This is a genomic window from Aestuariibacter sp. GS-14, from assembly GCF_006494365.1.
GTDB classification, from domain to species: domain Bacteria; phylum Pseudomonadota; class Gammaproteobacteria; order Enterobacterales; family Alteromonadaceae; genus Alteromonas; species Alteromonas mangrovi.
In genome coordinates, this window is record NZ_VHIP01000009.1 from 39,875 (window position 1) to 62,200 (window position 22,326).

The window sequence follows — 22,326 nt, forward strand, 5'->3', positions numbered from 1 at the left end:
AAGCGCGAGCTTATCAATCGTTGGCTTAGCAATATAGGTAATAAGCTGAGCTTATCTGAGTGGAGTAAAATGAAGTAATGCAGAAGTTAGAAAATCAGACAGGGGGAGCTGAAATCCCCCTGCTATTCCCCTAATTACAGTTTGTAACGCCGCTCGATTGGCCCTAAATAGCTGGGCTGCAAATCGCCGGTATCTATCAGTATTTTCTGCAATACCGCACCAGGCGTTAAACCATATACCGTTAGCGTGTGACGACCTGCTTTGTTAACCGGAAAGGTAATCGTTAACGTTTTCACGTTGTCTAATACGCCTTGCTCCCAGGCTTTCTTCTTCGCCTCCTCGGGCATATTCACGGTTCCCAGTAAGGCATCATCCAGTGCTACTGCCAGTTGAATACCTGTGGTTGTATCAAAAGGCAAAGACGGCGACAGTTGCAGCGACAGTTCAAACTCGCCCGCAGAGGTAAAATACAGCGGGAACTGCAGCGCTGGAGCGTTACCGGTATTCAGCAGAGCATGGGGGGGAATTGCCGCACGCATGGCTTCACCCGTTCTGCCGTGCAGTGCCACCTGCCGCCATTCACCCGCGCTGCCTTGTAGCACCAAGGCACTGGTTGCATTCGCCGAAATGTATCCGTCACCTTCAATAAAGTCGCCGGGTTGTGGCGTTTCGGTGATGGCTGGCTTCACGGCGGAAACCTCAATGCTTGCACCGCCCCACCCGGTGCCCGTTACTAATACTGTTCCACTGTGTTCACCTGGCGGTAGTGTTTGCCAGTCAATGCTAACCGAAATCTGTTGTTCGGCGGTTAAGTTACCGCTCGTCTCCGACACCCTGATCCAATCGTGTGACGGCTTGGCTTTCCAGTCAAATGGCATTCCCTGACGGTTATACACAGTGATTAGCCGCGAAGCCTCACCATATGGCGTGAACTTGGGTAACGACAGAGATTTTCCCATCCCTTCATTGGCAGGCCAGAATAACCGACTCCCCTCAACGGCTACCCCCATATCAGCCACAGCAGGTACTGCCAGCGCTTTGGTGTGAACCACTGGCGGCAGGTTAGCTGGTGGATTTCGCCAATGTACAAAGCCAATATGCGGCTGCGACATCATGTGATTCCACTTGCCTTCTCTTAAGCCGTGATAAGCATCACGTAGTTGCTCATCCCGGGCAAACCAGCCGTTCACGCTGGCAGCCATCTCGTTGGTGGTACTTCTATCCTGATCGGCATACAGGCGGTTAAGAGCCTGGGCATGATTTAATTCAAATAGCGCTTGGGATGCCCACAGCGGATACCCAACCAACTGAAAAAAGCTGTCGCGGTAATTGCCGTCGAGCTGGTCATAAATCTGCCCGGCAAGGGTGGCGGCATCGGCCAGTTCAGCACTCACCCGACTGGCCTCGCTGTAGTTGAGTACACTGTATGTATCAGGTGCTATTGCGGCCGGTTTGCGTCTGCCATTGTGCAAGGTGTAGGTGTTCAGCAAATGGGTAATGTCATCGGTAAACTGACCATTAAACTGCTTGTGTACCCATTCACGGGTGAAGGTGGCCGGGGATGATTCGTTAAACGCAGCGGGATTCCAGGCCTGTGCCAGGAAAAAGCTAATGGGCAATTCCATGGGCTTCAGATCGCCTACATTGGTGATCCAGATACGGTCGGCACCATATTCCCAGGCCAGGTTCATTTGCTCCCATACCTTGCCCAGCGGCACGGTATTTATCCAGCGATACGAGCGCGGCCCGCCCACATAATCAAAGTGATAGTACACACCCGCGCCCCCTTTGCGGGTTAACTCTCCAGAGGTAGGCAAACGACGTACATTGCCAAAGTTATCATCAGCCCAGAGCAACGTTACATCATCAGGTACACGCATGCCGCGTTCGTAAAAGCCCTGCACTTCTTTGTACAGCGCCCACACCTGCGGAATATCATCGATGGGCTTGTTGATGTGCTTTGCCAGTATCTCACGCTGATCAGCCACTATGCGTTCCAACAGGCCAATGTTTTCACCTTCGCTCATGGGAGTGTCGGCCTGGCCGCGCATGCCCATGGTAAAAATGGCGTCTTTGTCTTTGTATCGCTTTGCCCCCTCAACCCAGAATTGGTAAAGCTTGTCGGGATTGGTAGAGTACTCCCAGGGGCCGCTGCCATAGCGATTCCATTCTTTGTCGGCGCGCATCATGGGTTCGTGGTGAGAGGTGCTCATTACAATGCCCATTTCGTGGGCCAGGTACATATTTTGAGGGTCGTCGTCGGCAAACGCATTGTTCCACATGGCTGGCCACAAAAAGTTCGCCTTCAGGCGCAATAGCAGTTCAAATACGTGCTGGTAGAATGCTGCGTTGTATCCACCAAACTTTTCTTGCGTCCAGTTGGTAAGTGCAGGTGCCTCGTCGTTCAAAAAGATACCCCGGTATTTTACTTTTGGTGCGTCATTTACCTGCGTGCCTTCATTGATATAAAGCCCCTCTCGCTTAACAATGGGTACATCTGCCCACCAGTACCAGGGCGACACGCCAATCTTGTCAGACAAATCGTAAATACCGTAAATGACCCCACGACGGTCAAACCCACTGATCACCCAGGCTTGTTCAATCTTACCGAAAGGTTGTTGAATGTTGGCCAGTTGATACCCTTCCCATTGATTGGAATCGGCCTCAACAGCCAGCACGCCACTGGCAATAAGCCGATCGATGGGCGCAGATGCGCCGCGTTCACCAACTAAGATCACGTGCCCGGACAATGCATTTTCTTCGTGTATTATCGCAGGCTGTAAACCCGTTACCTTTTGAATATCTGACTGCAGGCTTTTTGCTGCAAGTAAAATCCCTGGCGCTGCGTTTCTATCAACCCAGATTGTTGCAACCCGACCACTGGCTTGCTCCGCTACCACAAACGGGTGTTCACCAGCCGACTCAGAAGAAAAAGACACGTAGGCCATGGCAGGGGCAATCGCGCTTACCAGGCTGACTATTAATACAAAACACTGCTTTAACATGTCTTACTCCGTTAGTCTTGTCGGCTGTGCAGGCCAAGTGTCGTGCCTACAAAACCACCCGCCTTGTTGGTGCTAAGCCAGGTGGCGTCCATGGCAGGCGTTAACACTGTGCCTGTGTTTTCATAAAGGGATGTCCAGCCATCGGGTCCGTAAAAATCAAAATAAATATGCGCTTTGTCGCCGCTTACCCGCAGGGTGAGTGCGCCCGTTAATTTGCTATCAAGCTGGTGCCTTGCAACCGTACTGGTATTCCCTTGTACTGTGCGCTCCACAAACAACGTAGTGCCATTTGAGGAGTGCGTTATCGCAAAGTAGTAATGAAACGCCTCGCTTTGGAATGCAGCTATACCACCACTTACGCCCGCCTTGTCAGGCACATTAATAGAGGCCTCAACGGTATATTCAGCCGCAGACTGATGCACGCCAAGGTAACTTACGTCTCCTTTGCTGGTGAGCCCGGCTTGCTGGGGAAGCAGTTGCAGGCGGCCATCTTCAATGGATGCCCAATTGCGGTTAAAGCTGCGCAAGCCCTGCCAGCGCAAATCCAATTGCGACTGAGAGAAGTCATCACGCCAACGGTAAAAGTGGGTTTGTTTACTCTGAATATTTGGATAAGGTTTGGGCAGTACCACCGGAATGGGCTTACCTGACGCTAAAATAGTGGGCCAGTCGTGTTGCCATTCCAACGGAAGTAAAAAGGTTTCACGGCCAGTGTTATACCAGTCATTCAGATAGGGCCTTGTACCCAAAAATACGCTCCACCAGCGACCATCCGGACCTTCAATAAAATCGGCATGACCCGCGGCATCCACGGCATCGGGGCGCGGCAAAGGCAGGTTGCGCTGGGTAAGAATAGGGTTGTGCTCGTAAGGGATAAAAGGCTCATTGAGCGAGCGGGTGCGAAATACAACCTGAGAATGTTGTGGCCCGGTGCCCCCTTCAGCGCAGGTTAAGTAGTACCAGCCATTTTTTTTGTAAATGTGTGGCCCTTCAATCCAAACCGGTTTTTCGCTGATATTCACACCGCCATTTACCAGCAGTTTACGTGAATCCGCGCGTACCTTCATCGACGCCAGATCAAACTCCCACAACCAGATTGCCCGGTGTCCGTTGTACAAGGGTTCCCCCGGCGGGGCATCATTATGCGCAATATACGCTTTGCCGTTATCATCAAAGAAGATATCCGGGTCGATTCCACCTACTTCTGGTAACCACACGGGCTCAGACCAGGGGCCTGCCGGGTCGGTGGCCGTCAGAATAAAGTTACCACCGCTATCAACCGCAGTATTAATCAGATAGAAAACGCCATCGTGGTAGCGCAAGGTGGGCGCGAATAGTCCTCTGGAAATGCCCAATCCCTCAAACGACGCCTGCGAATCACGGTTTAATGCATAGCCAATCAGTTCCCAGTCGGTAAGGTTTTTACTGTGAAACACCGGCAAGCCAGGCGTGTAGGCAAACGATGAGTTAACCACATAATAGTCGTCGCCCTTTTTCGCAATGGTTGGATCAGGGTAATAGCCGGGCAACACAGGATTGCGAAACTGGTGATCTGCTACTTCATAAAGCGATGGGGGTGTGTCGTATCGAAACCAATCTACGTCAACCGATTCTGCGGCAAGCGACCAGCTCACCGCCGAGCATGCCAGTGTTAGTACCGAGATAAGTTTTATCTTCACGTTTTATTCTTTTTAACAGACTAGGTGCAGGCATTTAACGTGAAAGCGTGACAGGCTTCAACGAAGAGGCGTTATGAAATACGGCATTTGGAATTGCGTTTTTTGTGAATGAAATGTTATTGCGTAAAAACACAATGAAAATGAAAACAAACTAAAAGCGCCCGACTCTGCATTCGACCCGGGCGCCTTTATACATAGTGGCAACATCACAAAAAAAAGACTACGACACCTGAAGGATAAAGCTATCTTCATCCTCGTTATTTTTCATAGCATCGCGGTACTCTTTGGGCGTTTGATTAAAATGCTTCTTGAATACGGCATACATGTATTGTAACGATGGATAGCCGCAAATTTTCGCAATCTGAGACGTTGCCTCATTACTGTTTTCCAGCATTTTACAAGCACGCTGCAGCTTTTCGTGGTGAATTTCAGTATGGATGCTGTGCCCGCGCTCTTCGCGGAAGCGGTTTTCCAGGTTCGACCGCGATACGCCAACGTAATCCAGCACTTGTTCAACCTTGATGCCACGACACGCATTCTGGCGAATGTAGTGCATGGCCTGCATAACATGTGGGTCGCTGATTGCTTTAAAGTCGGTTGACTGGCGCTCTGCCACACACTCCGGCGCAATCAGAATGGGCTTTTTAGGCGGATTATGGCCTTTGAGCATTTTATGTAACAAGCGCGCGGCCTGTTCACCCAGTTCATAGCATCCCTGACGCACCGAACTTAAGCTTACCCGACTTAAATAGCGGGCCAGCTCATCGTCATCAATACCAATCACCGCCATTCTATCGGGAATGATCATGCCGATATGATCACACACCTGTAGCAAATGGCGGGCACGGGAGTCGGTTACCGCAATAATGCCTATCGGCGTTGGCAAGCTCTTAAGCCAATCGGCTAATCGCTTAGTGGTGTACTGCCAGGTTTCCGGGCGCACCGGATGGCCGCGGTACACATAACACTCATAACCCTGAGCGCGGGTGATCTCAAGTACAGCCTTTTCACGCTCCTGAGCCCAACGCGCATGCTCATTTACCGGCGCGCCGTAAAACGCAAAGCGCTGAATGCCCTTTTGACGCAAGTGCTCAAACGCCGCCTGTACCAACGCATGGTTATCGGTAGCAACATAAGGCACATCAGGGTAATCATCGGGATTGGAATACGAGCCACCAATCCCTACCACAGGCACTTTAGCTTTTTGTAAGGCGGCCTGAATTTCCGGATTGTCGTAATCGGCAATGATGCCGTCACCACTCCATTCGTCTAAGTGCTCTAATCGGGCCATAAAATCTTCTTCAAGATACAGATCCCAATCTACCTTAGAGGTTTGCAGATATTCTCCCACACCGGCAATTACCCGGCGGTCGTATACTTTATTGGCGTTAAATAGCAACGTAATGCTGTGTTTTTGTTCAAACATGTGATGTGCCCCGTCGAACTAAATTCAGTAAATATTTTTTATGTTTTTTACTTACAGGCAGCATACTAATACATCGAATCTAAATTAACAAAATAATAACAAGTTTTCGTAATTGCGGTTTAATGTTTTCGCAATCAGCATACGGGGTATAGCGTTTTACCAGAATATTGATATGTATATAGGAATAGATTTAGGCACCTCAGGTGTAAAAACCATTGTAACTGACGAGAGCGGCAACGTTATCGAATCTTCCAGCGCGCCCTTGTCGGTGTCGATGCCCAAACCGTTGTGGTCTGAGCAGAACCCCGAAGACTGGTGGCAAGCTACCTGCAAAACCCTGGACTACCTGGCGAGTAAAATGCCACTGGAAGGGGTTAAAGCCATTGGCCTTGCCGGCCAGATGCATGGTGCCACGTTGCTGAACAGCCAGGGGAAAGTGCTACGCCCTGCTATATTGTGGAACGATGGCAGAAGCGCTCAGCAATGCAATGACATCGAAAAAACCGTGCCGAATGCGCGTAAGATCACCGGCAATATCGTGATGCCAGGCTTTACGGCACCCAAGTTATTGTGGGTGAAAGACAACGAACCCGATGTCTACAAACAAATTGCTAAAGTACTGCTGCCTAAGGATTATTTGCGCTACAAGCTTAGCGGAGAATATGCATCGGATATGTCGGACAGCGCCGGAACCAGTTGGCTGGATGTAGGCAAGCGCAGTTGGAGCAAATCCATGTTACTGGCTTGCGGGCTCAATGAGTCCCATATGCCCAAACTGTACGAAGGCAATGAAGTAACCGGATACCTTAATAACTCACTGGCCGAGAAATGGGGCATGAAGTCCGTTGCCATTGTTGCCGGTGCGGGCGATAACGCTGCCGGCGCCATTGGTTGCGGCATCGTTGAACCCGGCCAGGCCATGCTGTCGCTGGGTACCTCGGGGGTGTATTTCGCGGTTACCAACGAGTTTCGCAGCAAGCCTGATTCTGCCGTGCACAGCTTTTGTCATGCCATGCCAGACCGCTGGCATCTGATGTCGGTAACGCTCAGTGCAGCAAGTTGCCTGGACTGGTATGCGCGCAATGCCGGTTATCAGGACGTTGCCAGTCTGATCAACAACGTTGTGAACAACACCCAGGTGGATGATCCGGACATTCCTTATTTTCTGCCGTATCTCACCGGTGAGCGCACGCCACATAACAACCCCAATGCCAAAGCTGGCTTTTTCGGCATTACGGCGTCCACCACTCGCGCGCAAATGGCACAGGCGGTTATACAAGGTGTTTCGATGGCATTGGCAGATGGCATTGATGTGGTGCACGACAGCGGCGTATCGGTGAATGGTATAAGCTTAATTGGGGGCGGTGCCAAAAGCGTTTACTGGCGTCAGTTGCTGGCCAATGTGTCTGGCATTGAGATGGACTACCGCGAAGGTGGCGATGTGGGCCCGGCTTTAGGTGCTGCGCGACTGGCACAAGTGGCGGTGAATCCCCAAACGGCGGTTTCCGACATCTGTCCGGTGCCCCAAAAAGTCGGTTCATACCAGCCTGATCCGGCACTGGCAGATTATTTCAGACATCGTCGTCAGAAGTTCCGTGAACTCTATTTCAGTCTGGAATCACATTTTTAACAAAAAACACAAGACACGTTCAAATTAACATAATTGTCGAATTGATTGCGCTCTAACATTATTTGCAATCATTATTCAACGGGCCATTCGGCCACATTTTGGAGCTATTTATGGCGGACTACTTTCAGGACATCAGCCCGATTCAGTACGAAGGTGCTGAGTCAACTAACCCACTTGCTTTTAAACACTATAATCCCAAGGAAGTGGTGTTAGGTAAAACCATGGAAGAGCACCTGCGCTTTGCTTCATGCTACTGGCACAATTTCTGTTGGGATGGCGCAGATGTGTTTGGTGGTGGCACCTTCGGTCGGCCATGGTTAAAACCAGGCGACGCCATGGAGCGTGCAAAGCAAAAAGCCGATGTGGCGTTTGAGTTTTTCAGCAAACTGGGCGCACCCTTTTACTGTTTCCACGATATCGATGTCGCTCCGGAAGGCGACACCATTAACGACTATATCCGCAACTTCAGCGAAATGACCGATATACTGGGTGCCAAACAAGAAGCCACCGGCATGAAGTTATTGTGGGGTACGGCCAACGTATTCAGCCACCCACGTTATATGTCGGGTGCCGCAACGAACCCGGATCCAGCTGTATTTGCCCGCGCGGCAACCCAGGTATTCCACGCAATGAATGCCACCAAGAAACTGGGCGGCGCTAACTACGTATTATGGGGCGGCCGCGAAGGTTACGAAACCCTGCTGAACACCGACTTAAAGCGCGAAAGAGCGCAGTTTGGCCGCTTTATGAGCATGGTAGTGGAGCACAAATACAAAATCGGTTTCGACGGGCTACTGCTAATTGAGCCTAAGCCTCAGGAGCCTACCAAGCATCAGTACGATTACGACACGGCTACCGTGTATGGTTTCCTGAAAGAGTTTGGTCTGGAAAAAGAATTCGCCGTTAACATTGAAGCTAACCACGCAACGCTGTCGGGCCATTCTTTCCATCACGAGATTGCTACGGCGTTTGCTCTGGGTGTGTTTGGTTCTATCGACGCCAACCGCGGCGACGCGCAATTAGGCTGGGATACCGACCAGTTCCCTAACAGCGTGGAAGAAATGACCCTGATTTGCTACGAAATTCTGAAAAACGGTGGCTACACCACCGGTGGGTTCAACTTTGACACCAAACTGCGTCGTCAGAGTACTGATCCGGCAGATATGTTCTATGGCCACATCGGCGGTATGGACACCTGTGCACTGGGCTTAAAGAAAGCCGCAGCCATCATTGAAAATGACTTTATCGCCAACACCAAAGCCAAGCGCTACGCAGGTTGGGATGATGCCATGGGCAAACAAATCCTGGGCGGTGAATATTCACTGGCGTCGCTGGCTGATTTGGCAACCCGCAGTAATCTGGATCCAAAACCGGTTTCAGGTAAGCAAGAGTTGCTGGAAAATCAGGTTAATCAGGTGCTGTTCAGCCGATAACCTCAGTTTAAAAGCCTGCTGATGCAAATCAGCAGGCTTTTTGCTATTTGATGTATTCACAAGCTAACCGAAGCAATCCGGCTAATCGGGCCAATCAAGGAGTAAGCCATGCGAATTGGGTATTTGTTTCTGGCGTTGTTATGTAGTCTGCCAACACAGGCGCTCACTCTTAACCGACTCATTTCTGATGGCGCTGTATTGCAACGGCATCACACTATTCCTCTCTCAGGTACAACCGACGCCGCCACCGTTAAGGTGTGGCTAAACCATTCGCTTATTGGTGAAACTACCGCTCACGATCAGCAATGGTCGATATCGCTCCCTGCCCACGAAGCAGGCGGCCCATACACATTGAAAATCGAAGCTGAACACGAAGCAGCAAACGAAACAGAAGCCCCCCTGATAATTCAGGATGTGTACTTTGGCGATGTCTATCTGGCATCGGGTCAATCCAATATGGAACTGCCCATGGCGCGTGTTCAGGAAGCGTATCCAGACGACGTAAACTATGCAAACTATCCGCTGATCCGCGAATTTACTGTGCCCGATGAGTATCGCTTTGACGGCGAAAGCCAACAATACAGCGGTGGCCAGTGGCTCTCAGCAACACCAGCACACATCGCAAGACTCTCAGCAGTGGCTTACTACTTCGCCCGCGAACTGCATTTGTCTGAGGGCGTACCGGTAGGTATCGTGAATGCATCATTGGGTGGCTCGCCAATTGAAGCCTGGATGGCCAGAGAGATCTTAGCCGACTACCCGGATGACATCGCGGCGGGTGACTACTTTGCCAATCCCAGCAACATCGAAGCCACTCAGCAGCAGGAACAGGCAGCCCAGCAGGCCTGGTATGCCGCATTAAATGAACAGGATAAAGGACTAACCAGTACCCCCTGGTATACGCCTGCATTGAACGACAAAGACTGGCAACCCCTGAGCCTACCGGGCGATCTTCCGGGCAGTGAGGCAGGCTTTGCCGGGGTGTGGTGGTTGCGCAAACACGTATTTCTGGCCGAATTACCTACCGAACCACTCACCTTACGACTGGGCAGAATCGTCGATGCCGATGAAGCCTATGTTAACGGCCACAAAGTAGGAAACACCACCTATCAGTACCCGCCACGCAGTTACACTGTACCGGTATCGGCCCTGCAAAAAGGTGATAACGTTATTGCGCTGCGCGTAATTTCAAACGGTGGCAGTACCGGCTTTGTGCCAGACAAACGCTATTATTTGGGCAACGACAAGGCCCGCATCAGTTTACAGGGCGACTGGAAATACAAGGTAGCAGCCAAAACCAATAATACGCCGTCAACAACCTTTATTCGCTGGAAGCCTATGGGATTGTTTAATGCCATGATTGCACCTGCTACACAGTTCCCGATCAGCGGTGTGCTTTGGTATCAGGGCGAATCCAATGCATCCCGCCCGGCGGATTACCGCGACAAACTCACAGCGATGATCAGTCACTGGCGAGCACGCTGGCAGCAACCTCAGTTACCGTTCTTTATTGTGCAGTTGACTAACTTTATGCAGCGTTATGCCGTTCCCACCGACAGTAGTTGGGCACAGTTACGCGATCAGCAGTACAAGAGCACTGAGCTTGGCAATACCGCGCTAATTGTTACCCTGGATATTGGCGAGTGGAACGACATACATCCGGTAAACAAGAAAGAAGTGGGACGCCGGATAGCGCTCGCGGCTAAAAAGCTGGTTTATCAGCATCAGGTTACTTACACGGGCCCGGAAGTGGATGGGATCAGTACCGATGGCAGCGCAGTGATCATTTCATTCAGTAGTGCCGAGGGTGGATTACACGCCAACACATCGTTGCGAAACAGCTTTGCCATCGCCGGTGAAGACGGCAAGTTTTACTGGGCAAACGCGCGATTAAGCGGCGACAAAGTGATTCTTCAGCACCCGGATGTACCGCAGTCGGTAAAGGTACGCTATGCCTGGGCAGACAACCCTGCAGCTGGGCTATACAACCGCGCAGGCTTGCCTGCGCCGCCATTTGAACACAGTATTAATCGTTAAGTAATATTCATATAGAAGAACAAAAACAATAACAGGTAGCGTTAAAACACAGGTGGGATCATGAAATATACAAGGGCACATTCTCGTTATCCATTCACACTCAGCGCAGCGGCTTCAGCAGTGGTATTGCTGTTATCTGGCTGTTCGGGGGGCGGAACCGGCAACACCAGCACAAACACACCACCGCCGGTGGTGAGCACGCCGGATAATGTAGCGATTTACGCCAACCAGGTTGGATTTATTCCCGAGCAGGAAAAAGAGATAGTCATTACAGCCAACCAGGTTTACCGCTTCGACGTAACCAAAACAGACAACAATCAGGTGGTATTGAGTGGCGAATCCAGCCAGCCAATGATGTGGCCACTGGCCGGCGAAAGTGCTTCAATTATTGATATAAGCACGATCACCGAAGAAGGTAATTACCGGCTAACCCTCGATGGCAGTAACGATAGCATAAGCTTTGCAATTCGCAACGACGCTTATGGCGATGTTCACGATGCCGCGATAAAAGCATACTACTTTAACCGGGCGAGTTTCGCACTCGACCCAGCTTACGCGGGACAGTGGCAGCGCCCCGCAGGACACCCGGACGATCAAGCGGCGGTGCTGGATAACCCGTCAGATGTTCGCGCCAGCGCCAAAGGCTGGTACGACGCCGGCGATTACAACAAGTACATTGTGAACTCAGGTATTTCCACTTACACCCTGTTACGGGCTTATCTGGACTTTGGTGATTTTTATGCCAACCGCCAGTGGAATATTCCGGAGTCAACCAACACGCAACCCGATATGCTTGACGAAATAGTGTGGAATTTGGATTGGATGGCAACCATGCAAGATAGCGATGGCAGCGTATTCCACAAACTAACCACGCTGAATTTCGCCCCTGAAGTAATGCCCCATGAAGCCAACGAACAGCGCTATTTTGTGGGCAAAGGCACAGCGGCCGCGCTTAACTTTGCGGCGGTAATGGCTACTGCAGCTCGCGTATTCCCAGCATCGGCGAACACATACCAGAATGCAGCAGAGCGCGCCTGGCAGTGGGCTGTTGCCAATCCGGATATGCCTTATACAAACCCGGAAAATGTGCGTACCGGTGAATATGGTGACACTAGCTTCGGTGATGAGTTTGCCTGGGCAGCCAGCGAATTATTGATCACCACGGGTAAAGCTGAATACCTCGACGCAGTGAGTTCTCATCTTGGCGCGCCGTCTACTCCAAGTTGGGGCGGCACCATGGGATTAGCCTACCTGAGTTTACTAAAAGAAGGCGAATCACGCTTAGCCGCCAGTGACTATCAAACCATCAAACAGGACTTCCTGAATTACGCCGATCAACTGGTAACAGCCGATGCTGAATCAGCTTTCCATGTTGCTATGCGTGAGAACGATTTTGTGTGGGGCAGCAATGGCGTTGCCATGAATCACGGTATGCTGCTGGCAACGGCCTATTCACTTACCGAAAACGAGAGCTACCGCACAGCTATGAGTCACCTGGTAGACTATGTGCTGGGTAAAAACCCCACCGGCTACAGTTTTGTAACAGGCTTTGGTACAAAGCCCCCGCGTTTTATTCATCACCGTCAGTCTCAGGCAGATGACGTGGCTGATCCGGTACCGGGTTTCGTTGCAGGCGGACCACACAGTGGTCAGCAGGATGGTTGTACTTATCCATCTGCTCTTCCGGCAACGTCATATGTAGATGACTGGTGTAGTTACGCATCAAATGAAGTCGCTATTAACTGGAACGCACCTTTGGTGTATACGCTGGCAGCGATGAATAATTTGTATTAAATCTATTTTCATTATTTTCATCTCGCGGTGAATCGAATCAGATTCACCGCCACCACCCACTTCCAAAATCAATCAAAAATCCTCAAAAAGTAACAATAATCCACTCAAATATCGCTAAAAATGTGACATCTCAAATATGAACCGATTCATTAAGTAATTACCAATTAACTTTATTGTTAATTATTTGTTGCGATTTATTGTTTTGTTGTTGTGATATTTTAACACTCCATTGATACATTCTATTGACTGAATCACTATGCCCGGACCCTTTCTCAGATCTGTCCTTTTGCTGTTGGGAGCAGCGATAGATCGAAGAGTGGATATAACTATTCCATTTAATCTCAACGGAGACGTGATAATGGCTGAAGCACGGGCACACACCAAGCGATTTGCACACCCATTTAATAAGTCCATTTTGGCATTAACCGTTTTGTCTGCTTTGCACACATCCTGGGCACAGGAAGCACCTGCCGCTCAAGAACAATCATCAGAAGATGAAGAAGTAGTAGAAACAATTGAAGTAAAAGGTATTCGAGGCAACCTGCTGAATGCCCAGAACCTGAAACGATTTTCAGATACGGTAGTCGACGCCATCACGGCCGACGACATTGGCACCCTGCCTGATCGCAGCGTTCTGGAAGCTATCCAACGTTTGCCAGGGGTATCAATTGAACGGTTTGCCGGTCCGGACGACCCTGACCATTTCAGCGTAGAGGGCAGCGGCGCGATCATTCGCGGTATGACCCAAACGCGAAGCGAATTTAACGGACGCGATTCTTTCACGGCTAACAGTGGCCGTGGTTTGTCGTTTCAGGATGTTTCACCCGAACTGATGGGCGGCGTCGACATCTACAAAAACCAGACTGCAGACATGATTGAGGGTGGTATCGGCGGCACAGTAAGCTTGCGCACCCGTAAACCTTTTGATTCAGATGGCCGGGTTATCGCCTTTGGTGGCGACTACTCCTATGGCGATTTAGCGAAAGAAGGCAGCCCTACGTTCTCCGGCTTATACAGTGACCGCATCGATCTGGACGGCAATGGTGAATTCGGGTTCCTGCTGAACTATGCAAATTCACAATTGTACGGAGAGTCCCATGGTATTCAGTCGGACGCCTTCGTTCAGTACTATGCGCGCGACCTGGCTGGCGCAGAAGCCTTTGTAGGTAGCGACAACAACGGTACGGTTTGGATCCCGAATGCCTCTAACCTGTTGAAAAAATTTGACGATCGCAAACGCGAAGGCTTCGCCAGTACCCTGCAATGGGAAAGTGAAGACGAAACACTGTTAGCCACTATGCAGTATGTTCGCTCTGATGCGTCTCTGTCGTGGCACGAACAGGCAGTGAAGTACCAGGGTGGTTACTACAACATCGACAGCCGTCGTACACGCGCACTGGATGGTACTGAGTTTGAATTCGACGACAACGGCGTATTTGGCTCGGGTACTATGGTACAGGGCGTTGACGGGTGGCGTGCTGCCAACGGCAACAACGACCGCATTATTCGCTCATGGGAAAGCGGTGGTCGCCCGCAGTTTGGTTACCCGTACCAGTTCGATTCACGCGTGAAACAAACTGATACTCTGGTTGAAGACTTTTCACTGAACCTCGAGTGGATGGCAACTGACGCACTTGAACTGAATGCCGATATTCAGTACATCAAGGCAGAAACGTCTGACGACGACGTTGTATTACATACCGCTGCTTTTGCGGGTCAGTATTACGATATTACTGGCAACACGCCTACCATGACACTGCTGGAGCCCTATTTTGGTTACCGCGATGCGAATCCGGATGTGTACGCAAATGGTGTATACCCGGGCTTTACCGATGATCCAGCAGGCGACACTAACTACTTCCAGGACCCAAGCTCCTATTACCTTAGAAGCGCGATGGATCACTGGGAGCGCTCTAACGGCGACTCATTTGCTACCCGCTTAGACGGCACCTATCACCTTGATAGCGAGAGCATTTTTACGTCAGTTCAGGCTGGTGTACGGTACGCCAAACGCGAGCAAACCGTGCGTTCTACCAGCTGGAACTGGGGTTCGCTGGCACCGGAGTATACCGGAGCCGATGCAGCAGGCTGGTTAGATACCATTCCGGTAGATGCTAGCAACTTCGAATATGTAGATTGGTCTGATTTCCATGGTGGTGGCGTAGCCAATATTCCTGGCAACAAAACCATTCACGCAACGGAAGCTTATGTTCGTTCAATCATTAATGGCGCCATGCCATACATGACCGATAGCGGTTCCTGGGTACCTTATCGCAACCGCGACGGGGTAGACGCTAAATATGGCTTATTTACCCCGGGTGAAGTGAACTTCACGCAAGAAGAGAACAAAGCTATTTACGTGCGGGTAAACTTTGAAGGCAATGGCGACACGCGCTATAGCGGTAACGTTGGTTTGCGCTACGTAAAACTCGACAGAACGGCTGACGGTGCAGTTACCTTCCCGGATCTGGTACCTGACTTCTTACCACCAGAGTCATTGCAAGGTGCGCCGCTGACCGGCGAGATCGTGTCTAACTGGTTAAACGACCAGGTTGCGGCCGGTAACTACGCTGATTTGGAAGAAGCGCTGGCGGCAGATGAAAACCGCTGGATTGGCGATCAGCTAAACTACCTGTCTGCCAGTGAGCGTGGCTTTGGTAATGATGCGGAAGAGCGTTTGTCTGCCAAAACCGATTTTGAAATGTTACTGCCCAGCTTTAACTTCAAAATGGAAGTGGCTGATGATCTGATTGCGCGTTTTGCTTACTCAAAAGCAGTAGCGTTGCCAGACATGGGTGATGTACGCAACCGTGCTTCACTGGGTAATGAACCCGTGCAAGCTATCCGTCCTATCAGCAATCCGGATCCGGAAAATCCGCCAGAGCCTGGTACTAACCTGGTACAAACTGCCTATGTACCAGCCTGGACAGGATCAGGTGGCAACCCCTATCTGAAACCAATGGAATCGTCGCAGTACGATATCGCGCTGGAATGGTATTTCGCGGATGTGGGTCAGTTGAGTATGACGTACTTCCACAAAGACCTGAAAAACTACTTTATTCAGGGCGCGTCGGTACAGGAGTACACCAACCCGACTTCCGGATTGTCACAGGCGGTATTGGTTAGCTCCACCACTAACGGTGGCAAGGGTAAAATGGACGGTGTGGAAATTGCGTATCAGCAGTTCTACGACATGCTGCCTGCCCCGTTTGACGGCTTAGGTATTCAGGCGACTTACACCTATATCGATGCGTCGGGTGTACCGAACAACGAAATAGATGTAGAAGATGAAAGCTGGCTGGGTGACGACTTTACCGATACCGGAATTCGCGTCAGTCTGGACAATGTACCTCTGCAAGGGCAGTCTAAACACACGGCCAACTTTGTTGCCATGTACGAGAAAGACGGCTGGAGTGCACGTATAGCGTATAACTGGCGTTCGCGCTACCTGTTAACCACCCGTGACGTTATCTCTAAAGCGCCATTGTTCTACAACGACATTGGTCAGCTTGATGGATCGGTGTTCTATAACTGGAACGAGAATGTCACCGTGGGTATTCAGGGTACAAACCTAACCAATTCACAGTCTGAAACCATCATGGTACTGAACAACGAAGGGCTCGAAACCGGCCGTTCGTGGTTTAAGTCAGACCGCCGGATTGCTTTTGTAATGCGTGCAAACTTCTAGTAGGCACCACCGTTGTAAACTGCATCAGGCCGGCGCATCTGCGCCAGCCTGATTTTTTCGTTTTTGGGGTTCTATATGCAGTCACCACTCAAAAAAATACTGATTCTGGGCGGTGGTTCATCCGGTTGGATGACCGCTGCGGCGCTGGGCAAAATTCTCAAAAATCACCCCTGTGAAATACAGGTTATTGAGTCAGAAGACATCGGCACTGTGGGCGTGGGCGAAGCTACCATTCCGCAAATTCTGTTGTTTAACGACCTGATTGGCCTGGACGAAGATACCTTTATCAAGCGCACTCAGGGTACCTTTAAGCTGGGTATTCAGTTTAAAGACTGGCGCAACGTGGGACACAGCTACTATCACGCGTTTGGCGAGGTAGGTAAAAACATGGAAGGTGTGCACTTTTATCAGTACTGGCTCAAAATGCGCCAGCAAGGCAAGGCGGCGCCACTCGACGAATACACGCTATCGTCACTGGCCTGTAACGAGAAGCGTTTTATGCGCCCTATCGAGGCGGGAAATTCACCGCTGTCTAACATTGCCTATGCCTTTCATTTTGACGCGGGCCTCTACGCAAAATACCTGCGCGAATGTGCCGAAGGCCACGGTGTAATCCGCACCGAAGGCAAAGTGACTCAGGTGAACCAGCATCCGAATGGCGATATTCGTTCTCTGGTGCTGGAAAACGGCGAAGAACACCAGGCCGACTTTTTTATTGATTGCTCCGGCTTCCGCGCGCTACTCATCGAACAAACCCTCAAAACCGGTTATGAAGACTGGCGCCACTGGCTGCCTTGCGACCGGGCTATTGCCGCCCCGTCCACCCTCACCGAAGAACCCTGGCCATTTACCCGCGCAGCCGCCCAGCAAGCGGGCTGGCAATGGCGCATTCCACTGCAACACCGGGTAGGCAACGGCCATGTGTACTCCAGTGAATTTATGAGCGATCACGACGCGGAACGCACGTTGCGCGAAAACATCGACGGCGAATTACTTGCTGATCCGCGGTTAATTAAATTTGTCACCGGCAAGCGTAAAAAGTTCTGGCACAAGAACTGTTTGGCGGTAGGTTTATCAGGCGGTTTTATGGAGCCACTGGAATCCACCAGCCTGCATCTGGTTCAGGTAGCTATTTCAAAGTTTTTCAGTTTCTTTCCGTTCCAAACGCCAACCCAGAGCGACATTGACGAATACAATGCGCAAATGGATTTTGAATTCACTCGCATTCGCGATTTTCTGATCCTGCATTATCACGTTACCGAACGCGAAGACACGCCTTTCTGGCGCTACTGCAAGCATATGTCTATCCCGGATACATTGCAGGAAAAAATCGATCAATTTAAAGCCAATGGCCGCATCAATAGATTCAACAACGAATTGTTTAATGATTTGAGCTGGTTTGAGGTGATGTATGGTCAGGGTTTGCGCCCACAAGGCTATCATGCGCTGGCCGATATATTTGGGGATGACGAACTGGCAAAACGTTTGGAAGGCATTCAGCGAGTGGTGAGAAAGTCGGTAGATTACATGCCCTCTCACGCCGAGTTTATTGCTAAAACCTGCCCGGCCAAGCCATGACAAGCATCTCGACGCTACCCGTGCCGGGCACTCAGTTTCAGGTTGTGATCATAGACAACTTTATGCCCGGCCCACGCAAATTAGTGGATTACGCATTAACCAACGGCAAGGCTCCTCATGATGAGGCGCTATACCCGGGACTTCGCATGCCAACGCCTCCCGGCTATCTGCGCTATGCATTGGCAAGCATTAATCTGGTGTTCAAAAAATTAAAAATTGCCGATACGCTTTGCGACGGCGAAGCTTTTTTTGCCATGGTGACCCGACCTCCAGCTACCTTAACCACAATGCAATCCATACCGCATTTCGACCGCCCTTATACCCACGAATATGCAGTAGTGCATTACCTGTGCTCGCCTGTTTATGGTGGTACCAGTATTTACCGCTACAATCCCACCGGGCAAATCGCCATTACCGAGGCATCGCTTAATCGCTACCAACAGAGCCTGGATGCCGAATTAGCCAGGCACCCGGTGCCGCCAGGCTATATCAATGGCGACACCGAACTATTTACCCGCATTGTGCAGATACCCTGCGAGTTCAATCGGGCGGTAATTTACCCCTGTGCATTACTGCATTCCGGTGACATCTGTGCCGATTTCAAGCCCGACCTGAATCCCTATACCGGACGCTTCACTGTAACGTCATTTTTGCGCTAAACCGCGCACAGGCAATCAAATAAAATCAGTTCAACAAGAATAACAAAATCAATAAATTGAATGTCAATTTAAGTAAGGATTTGGCCTATCCGCATTTCAAAAAAAGCACTTGTCATACAAAAAAAAATAATGGCTGCTGACGCCCCTCGCATGGAACAGTTAACAAGCCATTAACAGGTGCAATACAGGCGTATTGCATTTGATTTATTGCCTGCAACTTACATTCAACCCGTCAGTACCGGGGCAGTGTTGTTGCATAGCGCCAGGAGAAATTGACACCGCAGGCAGGTATGGCACACACACAATCCCATACAGGACATAACAGATGAAAAAGCCACATCAGTTTAAACAATCCATGGTCACCAAAGCAGTTTCCGTACTGCTGGGTACGGCCACTGTGTTTCCCGTGGTCGCGCAATCCGCCGACCCGGTTGAAGTAATAGAAGTTACCGGCCTGCGCTCAAGTCTTGCCGAAGCTGCCTCAATTAAACGCGAATCCATTGGTGTTGTGGATGCCATTTCCGCCGAGGACATTGGTAAATTCCCGGATACCAACCTTGCCGAATCACTCCAACGCATCACCGGTGTTTCGATAAGCCGCACAAACGGTGAAGGTAACGAAATTACTGTGCGTGGTTTCGGCGGTAGCAATAACATGATCACGTTGAACGGCCGCATGATGCCTGCCGCCCAAACTTATGGTGGTGGCAGTGGCGCTGACGGTACTACCCGTGGTGGCAGTACCCGTGCATTCGATTTTGCCAACCTGGCGTCTGAAGGTATTCGCGGCGTTGAGGTATACAAAACCAGTAAGGCCGACATTGCCACCGGGGGAATTGGTGCCACGGTAAACATTAAAACGGCGCGACCGCTGGATACACCCGGAGTACGAGCAACAGTGGGAGCCAAGGCCGTACACGACTCCACCAATCGCGCAGGCGATGACCTCACCCCAGAGCTGTCTGGTTTAGTGAGCTGGACTGACGATGACGCGAAATTTGGTGTGGCGTTAACCGGCAGCATTCAGGAACGTCACTCAGGCTATGTAGGCGCCACAGTAAACGACTGGAATATCGGCGTGTGGGGCGATCCAAACGACCCGGATACCCTATTCAATAACAGTGGTGATATTTATGAGAATGCGCCAGACGTTGGTCAGCTTTACGCCCGCCCTAACGACCTGCGCTATGCGTTCTCCGACACTGAGCGCACTCGTACTAATGCACAGTTAACCCTGCAATACGCAGCGTCTGACAACCTGGTAGCCACCTTCGACTACCTGTACGCTGAAAACGATATTCAGGAGCACCGCGGTGAAATTACTAACTGGGTGCAAAACGGTTCAAACGTGACCTCGGTTATTTTTGACGATGGTCCGGTAGCCACGCCCATCTACATTGCCGAGTCATACCCCGGCACCGTGGATGAAGGCTATGAGCAACAATGGCGTGAGCAAACCAACACGCTGAATTCTGCGGGTATCAACCTGGAGTATTTTGCGTCTGACAGCCTGAAGTTCTCTTTGGACGCACACAACTCGAAAATGGAGAGTTTACCCAGTGGTCCAAGTGATAACGCAGCCTCGGGAGAAATTGCTGTGGGTATCGGTTCGCCTACCGTGACCTCGCGTGAATGGTGGTTTGACACCGAACTGCCTACTTACCGCAATGTGTATGACGACAGCGCACGCGGCAATGGCAACGGTATGATTGATGCGGGAGACGTAGGTTCATCCATTCTGCGCTTCCGCCATGCATCACAAGCCACTGAAATCACTCAAATCAAACTCGACGGCACCTGGATGTTCGACGATGGTGACATCGATTTTGGTGTTGAAACCCGTGCGATGGAAATGGTGGCTCGCCAAACTGCTGGCGACAACATGACACTGGGTAACTGGGGTATTGCCAACCCAGGCGAATTCTCCGACGGCCTGCTGCAACCCATCAATGTAGGCGCAATGTTTGACGACTTCGACACTGGCCAGAGTCAGGGAATTGGTTTTATTGCCGACCCTATTGCGCTTGCCCGTGAAGGGATTGCACTGTACCCAAGCGATGCGAACTTTTTTGGCGTAAGCAGCGTATTTTCCAACAACGACGTGGTGAAAGAAGATACGCTAGCCGCTTACTTCCAGGTACGCATGAGCGGTGAAATGGGCGGTATGCCAGCCAACTTCCTGGCCGGTGTGCGTTATGAGAAAACCGACGTAACCTCAACCTCACTGGTAACCCCGCCCAGTTACCTGGTTTGGGAAAACAACAACGACTTTAGCTTGTACACGGATCCAAGCACCGACACCATTCCGCTGTCGGTGAAAGCCGATTACGACCACCTGCTGCCCAGCCTCGACTTTGACATCATGTTAACCGACGATGTGAAAGCCCGCTTCTCGTACAGTAAAACCATTGCCCGGGCAGGCTATGGTGACCTGCGCGTATCACCCAGCGGCTTCGGCACATCGGGTTCAACACTCAACGGCACCCGCGCAACAGCCAGTTCGTCTAACCCGGCCCTGCTGCCACTTGAGTCAGACAACTTCGACGTATCCGCCGAATGGTACTTCGACGAAAACAGCTATGCGTCGGTAGGTTTCTTTGAGAAACGCGTGGCTAACTTTATTGGTACCGGTCAGGAAGATCGCTCGTTCTTTGGCATTCTTGACCAAACCAATGGCCCTCGTGCTATTGCAGCGGCTGAAGCGTTGAGAGATCGCGGCTTTGCCGTAGATGACACATCATTGTTTGCCATGATGGTATTGCTTGAACACCCTGAGGCATTCCCTAACGGCGCAGACGACTACACAGGTACCTCTGAACAGTTACTGCAACTGGGTGAAACTCCCGGATGGGACATTATTCCTGAAGCCGGCGATCCGGAAATGGTATTCCGTACCAGCCTGCCCCAGAACAACAAAGAAGCCAAACTATACGGTACCGAACTGGCTGTACAGCACTTCTTTGGCGAAACAGGCTTTGGTATTCAGGCCAACTACACGCTGGTTCGCGGTGACATTGGTTTCGACAACACAGGTAACCCGAACGTATCGCAGTTTGCCCTGGCAGGTTTGAGCGATACCGCCAACTTTGTGTTTATTTACGACAAAGATGGTCTGACGGCGCGGGTTGCGTATAACTGGCGTGATGAGTATTTGAACCGTATTAACTACCGCGGCTCGAATAACCCAACCTACGTTGAAAGCTACGCCCAAATCGATGCCAACGTGAGTTACGCGTTTAACGACCAACTGACTGTGTTTGTTGAAGGGATCAACATCACCGGCGAGAACCGTCGCGAACACGGCCGTACACGCAATCAACTGTGGTATCTGGAAGACTTAGGCGCCCGCTATCAGCTGGGTGTGCGGTATAACTTCTGATATCGTAGGCTGTAACAT

Annotated in this window: 11 protein-coding genes; 8 read left to right on the forward strand and 3 right to left on the reverse strand. The window is 50.8% G+C overall.

Translation table 11 applies throughout. The annotated features are described in order from the left end of the window. Positions 1 to 134: 134 nt before the first annotated feature. From FJ444_RS14655 to FJ444_RS14665, 3 genes are all read right to left on the reverse strand, one after another. Positions 135 to 3,005, reverse strand: coding sequence for a glycosyl hydrolase 115 family protein (locus FJ444_RS14655; protein ID WP_255439198.1), 2,871 nt, complete (start codon positions 3,003 to 3,005; stop codon positions 135 to 137). A gap of 11 nt (positions 3,006 to 3,016) precedes the next feature. Continuing rightward, positions 3,017 to 4,684 (reverse strand): glycoside hydrolase family 43 protein, encoded by a 1,668-nt coding sequence (locus tag FJ444_RS14660; protein WP_140959409.1) that lies wholly within the window; start codon positions 4,682 to 4,684, stop codon positions 3,017 to 3,019. A gap of 220 nt (positions 4,685 to 4,904) precedes the next feature. Further along, positions 4,905 to 6,110: a DNA-binding transcriptional regulator gene (locus FJ444_RS14665; protein ID WP_140959411.1), complete on the reverse strand. Its 1,206-nt coding sequence runs from the start codon at positions 6,108 to 6,110 to the stop codon at positions 4,905 to 4,907. A 172-nt stretch (positions 6,111 to 6,282) separates the two neighbouring features. Between FJ444_RS14665 and xylB the strand changes: the two genes are divergently transcribed. From xylB to FJ444_RS14705, 8 genes are all read left to right on the forward strand, one after another. Then, positions 6,283 to 7,740, forward strand: coding sequence for a xylulokinase (gene xylB / locus FJ444_RS14670; protein ID WP_140959413.1), 1,458 nt, complete (start codon positions 6,283 to 6,285; stop codon positions 7,738 to 7,740). 110 nt (positions 7,741 to 7,850) lie between these two features. Continuing rightward, entirely contained in the window at positions 7,851 to 9,173 is a 1,323-nt protein-coding gene (gene xylA / locus FJ444_RS14675; RefSeq protein ID WP_140959414.1) for a xylose isomerase, read from the forward strand. A gap of 108 nt (positions 9,174 to 9,281) precedes the next feature. Further along, positions 9,282 to 11,210 (forward strand): sialate O-acetylesterase, encoded by a 1,929-nt coding sequence (locus tag FJ444_RS14680; protein WP_140959416.1) that lies wholly within the window; start codon positions 9,282 to 9,284, stop codon positions 11,208 to 11,210. 60 nt (positions 11,211 to 11,270) lie between these two features. Next, a complete protein-coding gene (locus tag FJ444_RS14685; RefSeq protein ID WP_140959418.1) occupies positions 11,271 to 13,004 on the forward strand; it encodes a glycoside hydrolase family 9 protein in 1,734 nt (577 codons plus the stop codon). A gap of 358 nt (positions 13,005 to 13,362) precedes the next feature. Continuing rightward, a complete protein-coding gene (locus tag FJ444_RS14690; RefSeq protein ID WP_140959420.1) occupies positions 13,363 to 16,692 on the forward strand; it encodes a TonB-dependent receptor in 3,330 nt (1,109 codons plus the stop codon). 75 nt (positions 16,693 to 16,767) lie between these two features. Beyond that, positions 16,768 to 18,270 (forward strand): tryptophan halogenase family protein, encoded by a 1,503-nt coding sequence (locus FJ444_RS14695; RefSeq protein WP_140959422.1) that lies wholly within the window; start codon positions 16,768 to 16,770, stop codon positions 18,268 to 18,270. Next, positions 18,267 to 18,929, forward strand: a complete 663-nt coding sequence (locus FJ444_RS14700; RefSeq protein WP_140959424.1) for a DUF6445 family protein — start codon at positions 18,267 to 18,269, stop codon at positions 18,927 to 18,929. The genes FJ444_RS14695 and FJ444_RS14700 overlap by 4 nt, the downstream gene beginning before the upstream one ends. 325 nt (positions 18,930 to 19,254) lie before the next feature. Beyond that, complete coding sequence (locus FJ444_RS14705) at positions 19,255 to 22,308, forward strand: TonB-dependent receptor (protein ID WP_140959426.1); 3,054 nt, start codon at positions 19,255 to 19,257, stop codon at positions 22,306 to 22,308. Positions 22,309 to 22,326: the final 18 nt, after the last annotated feature.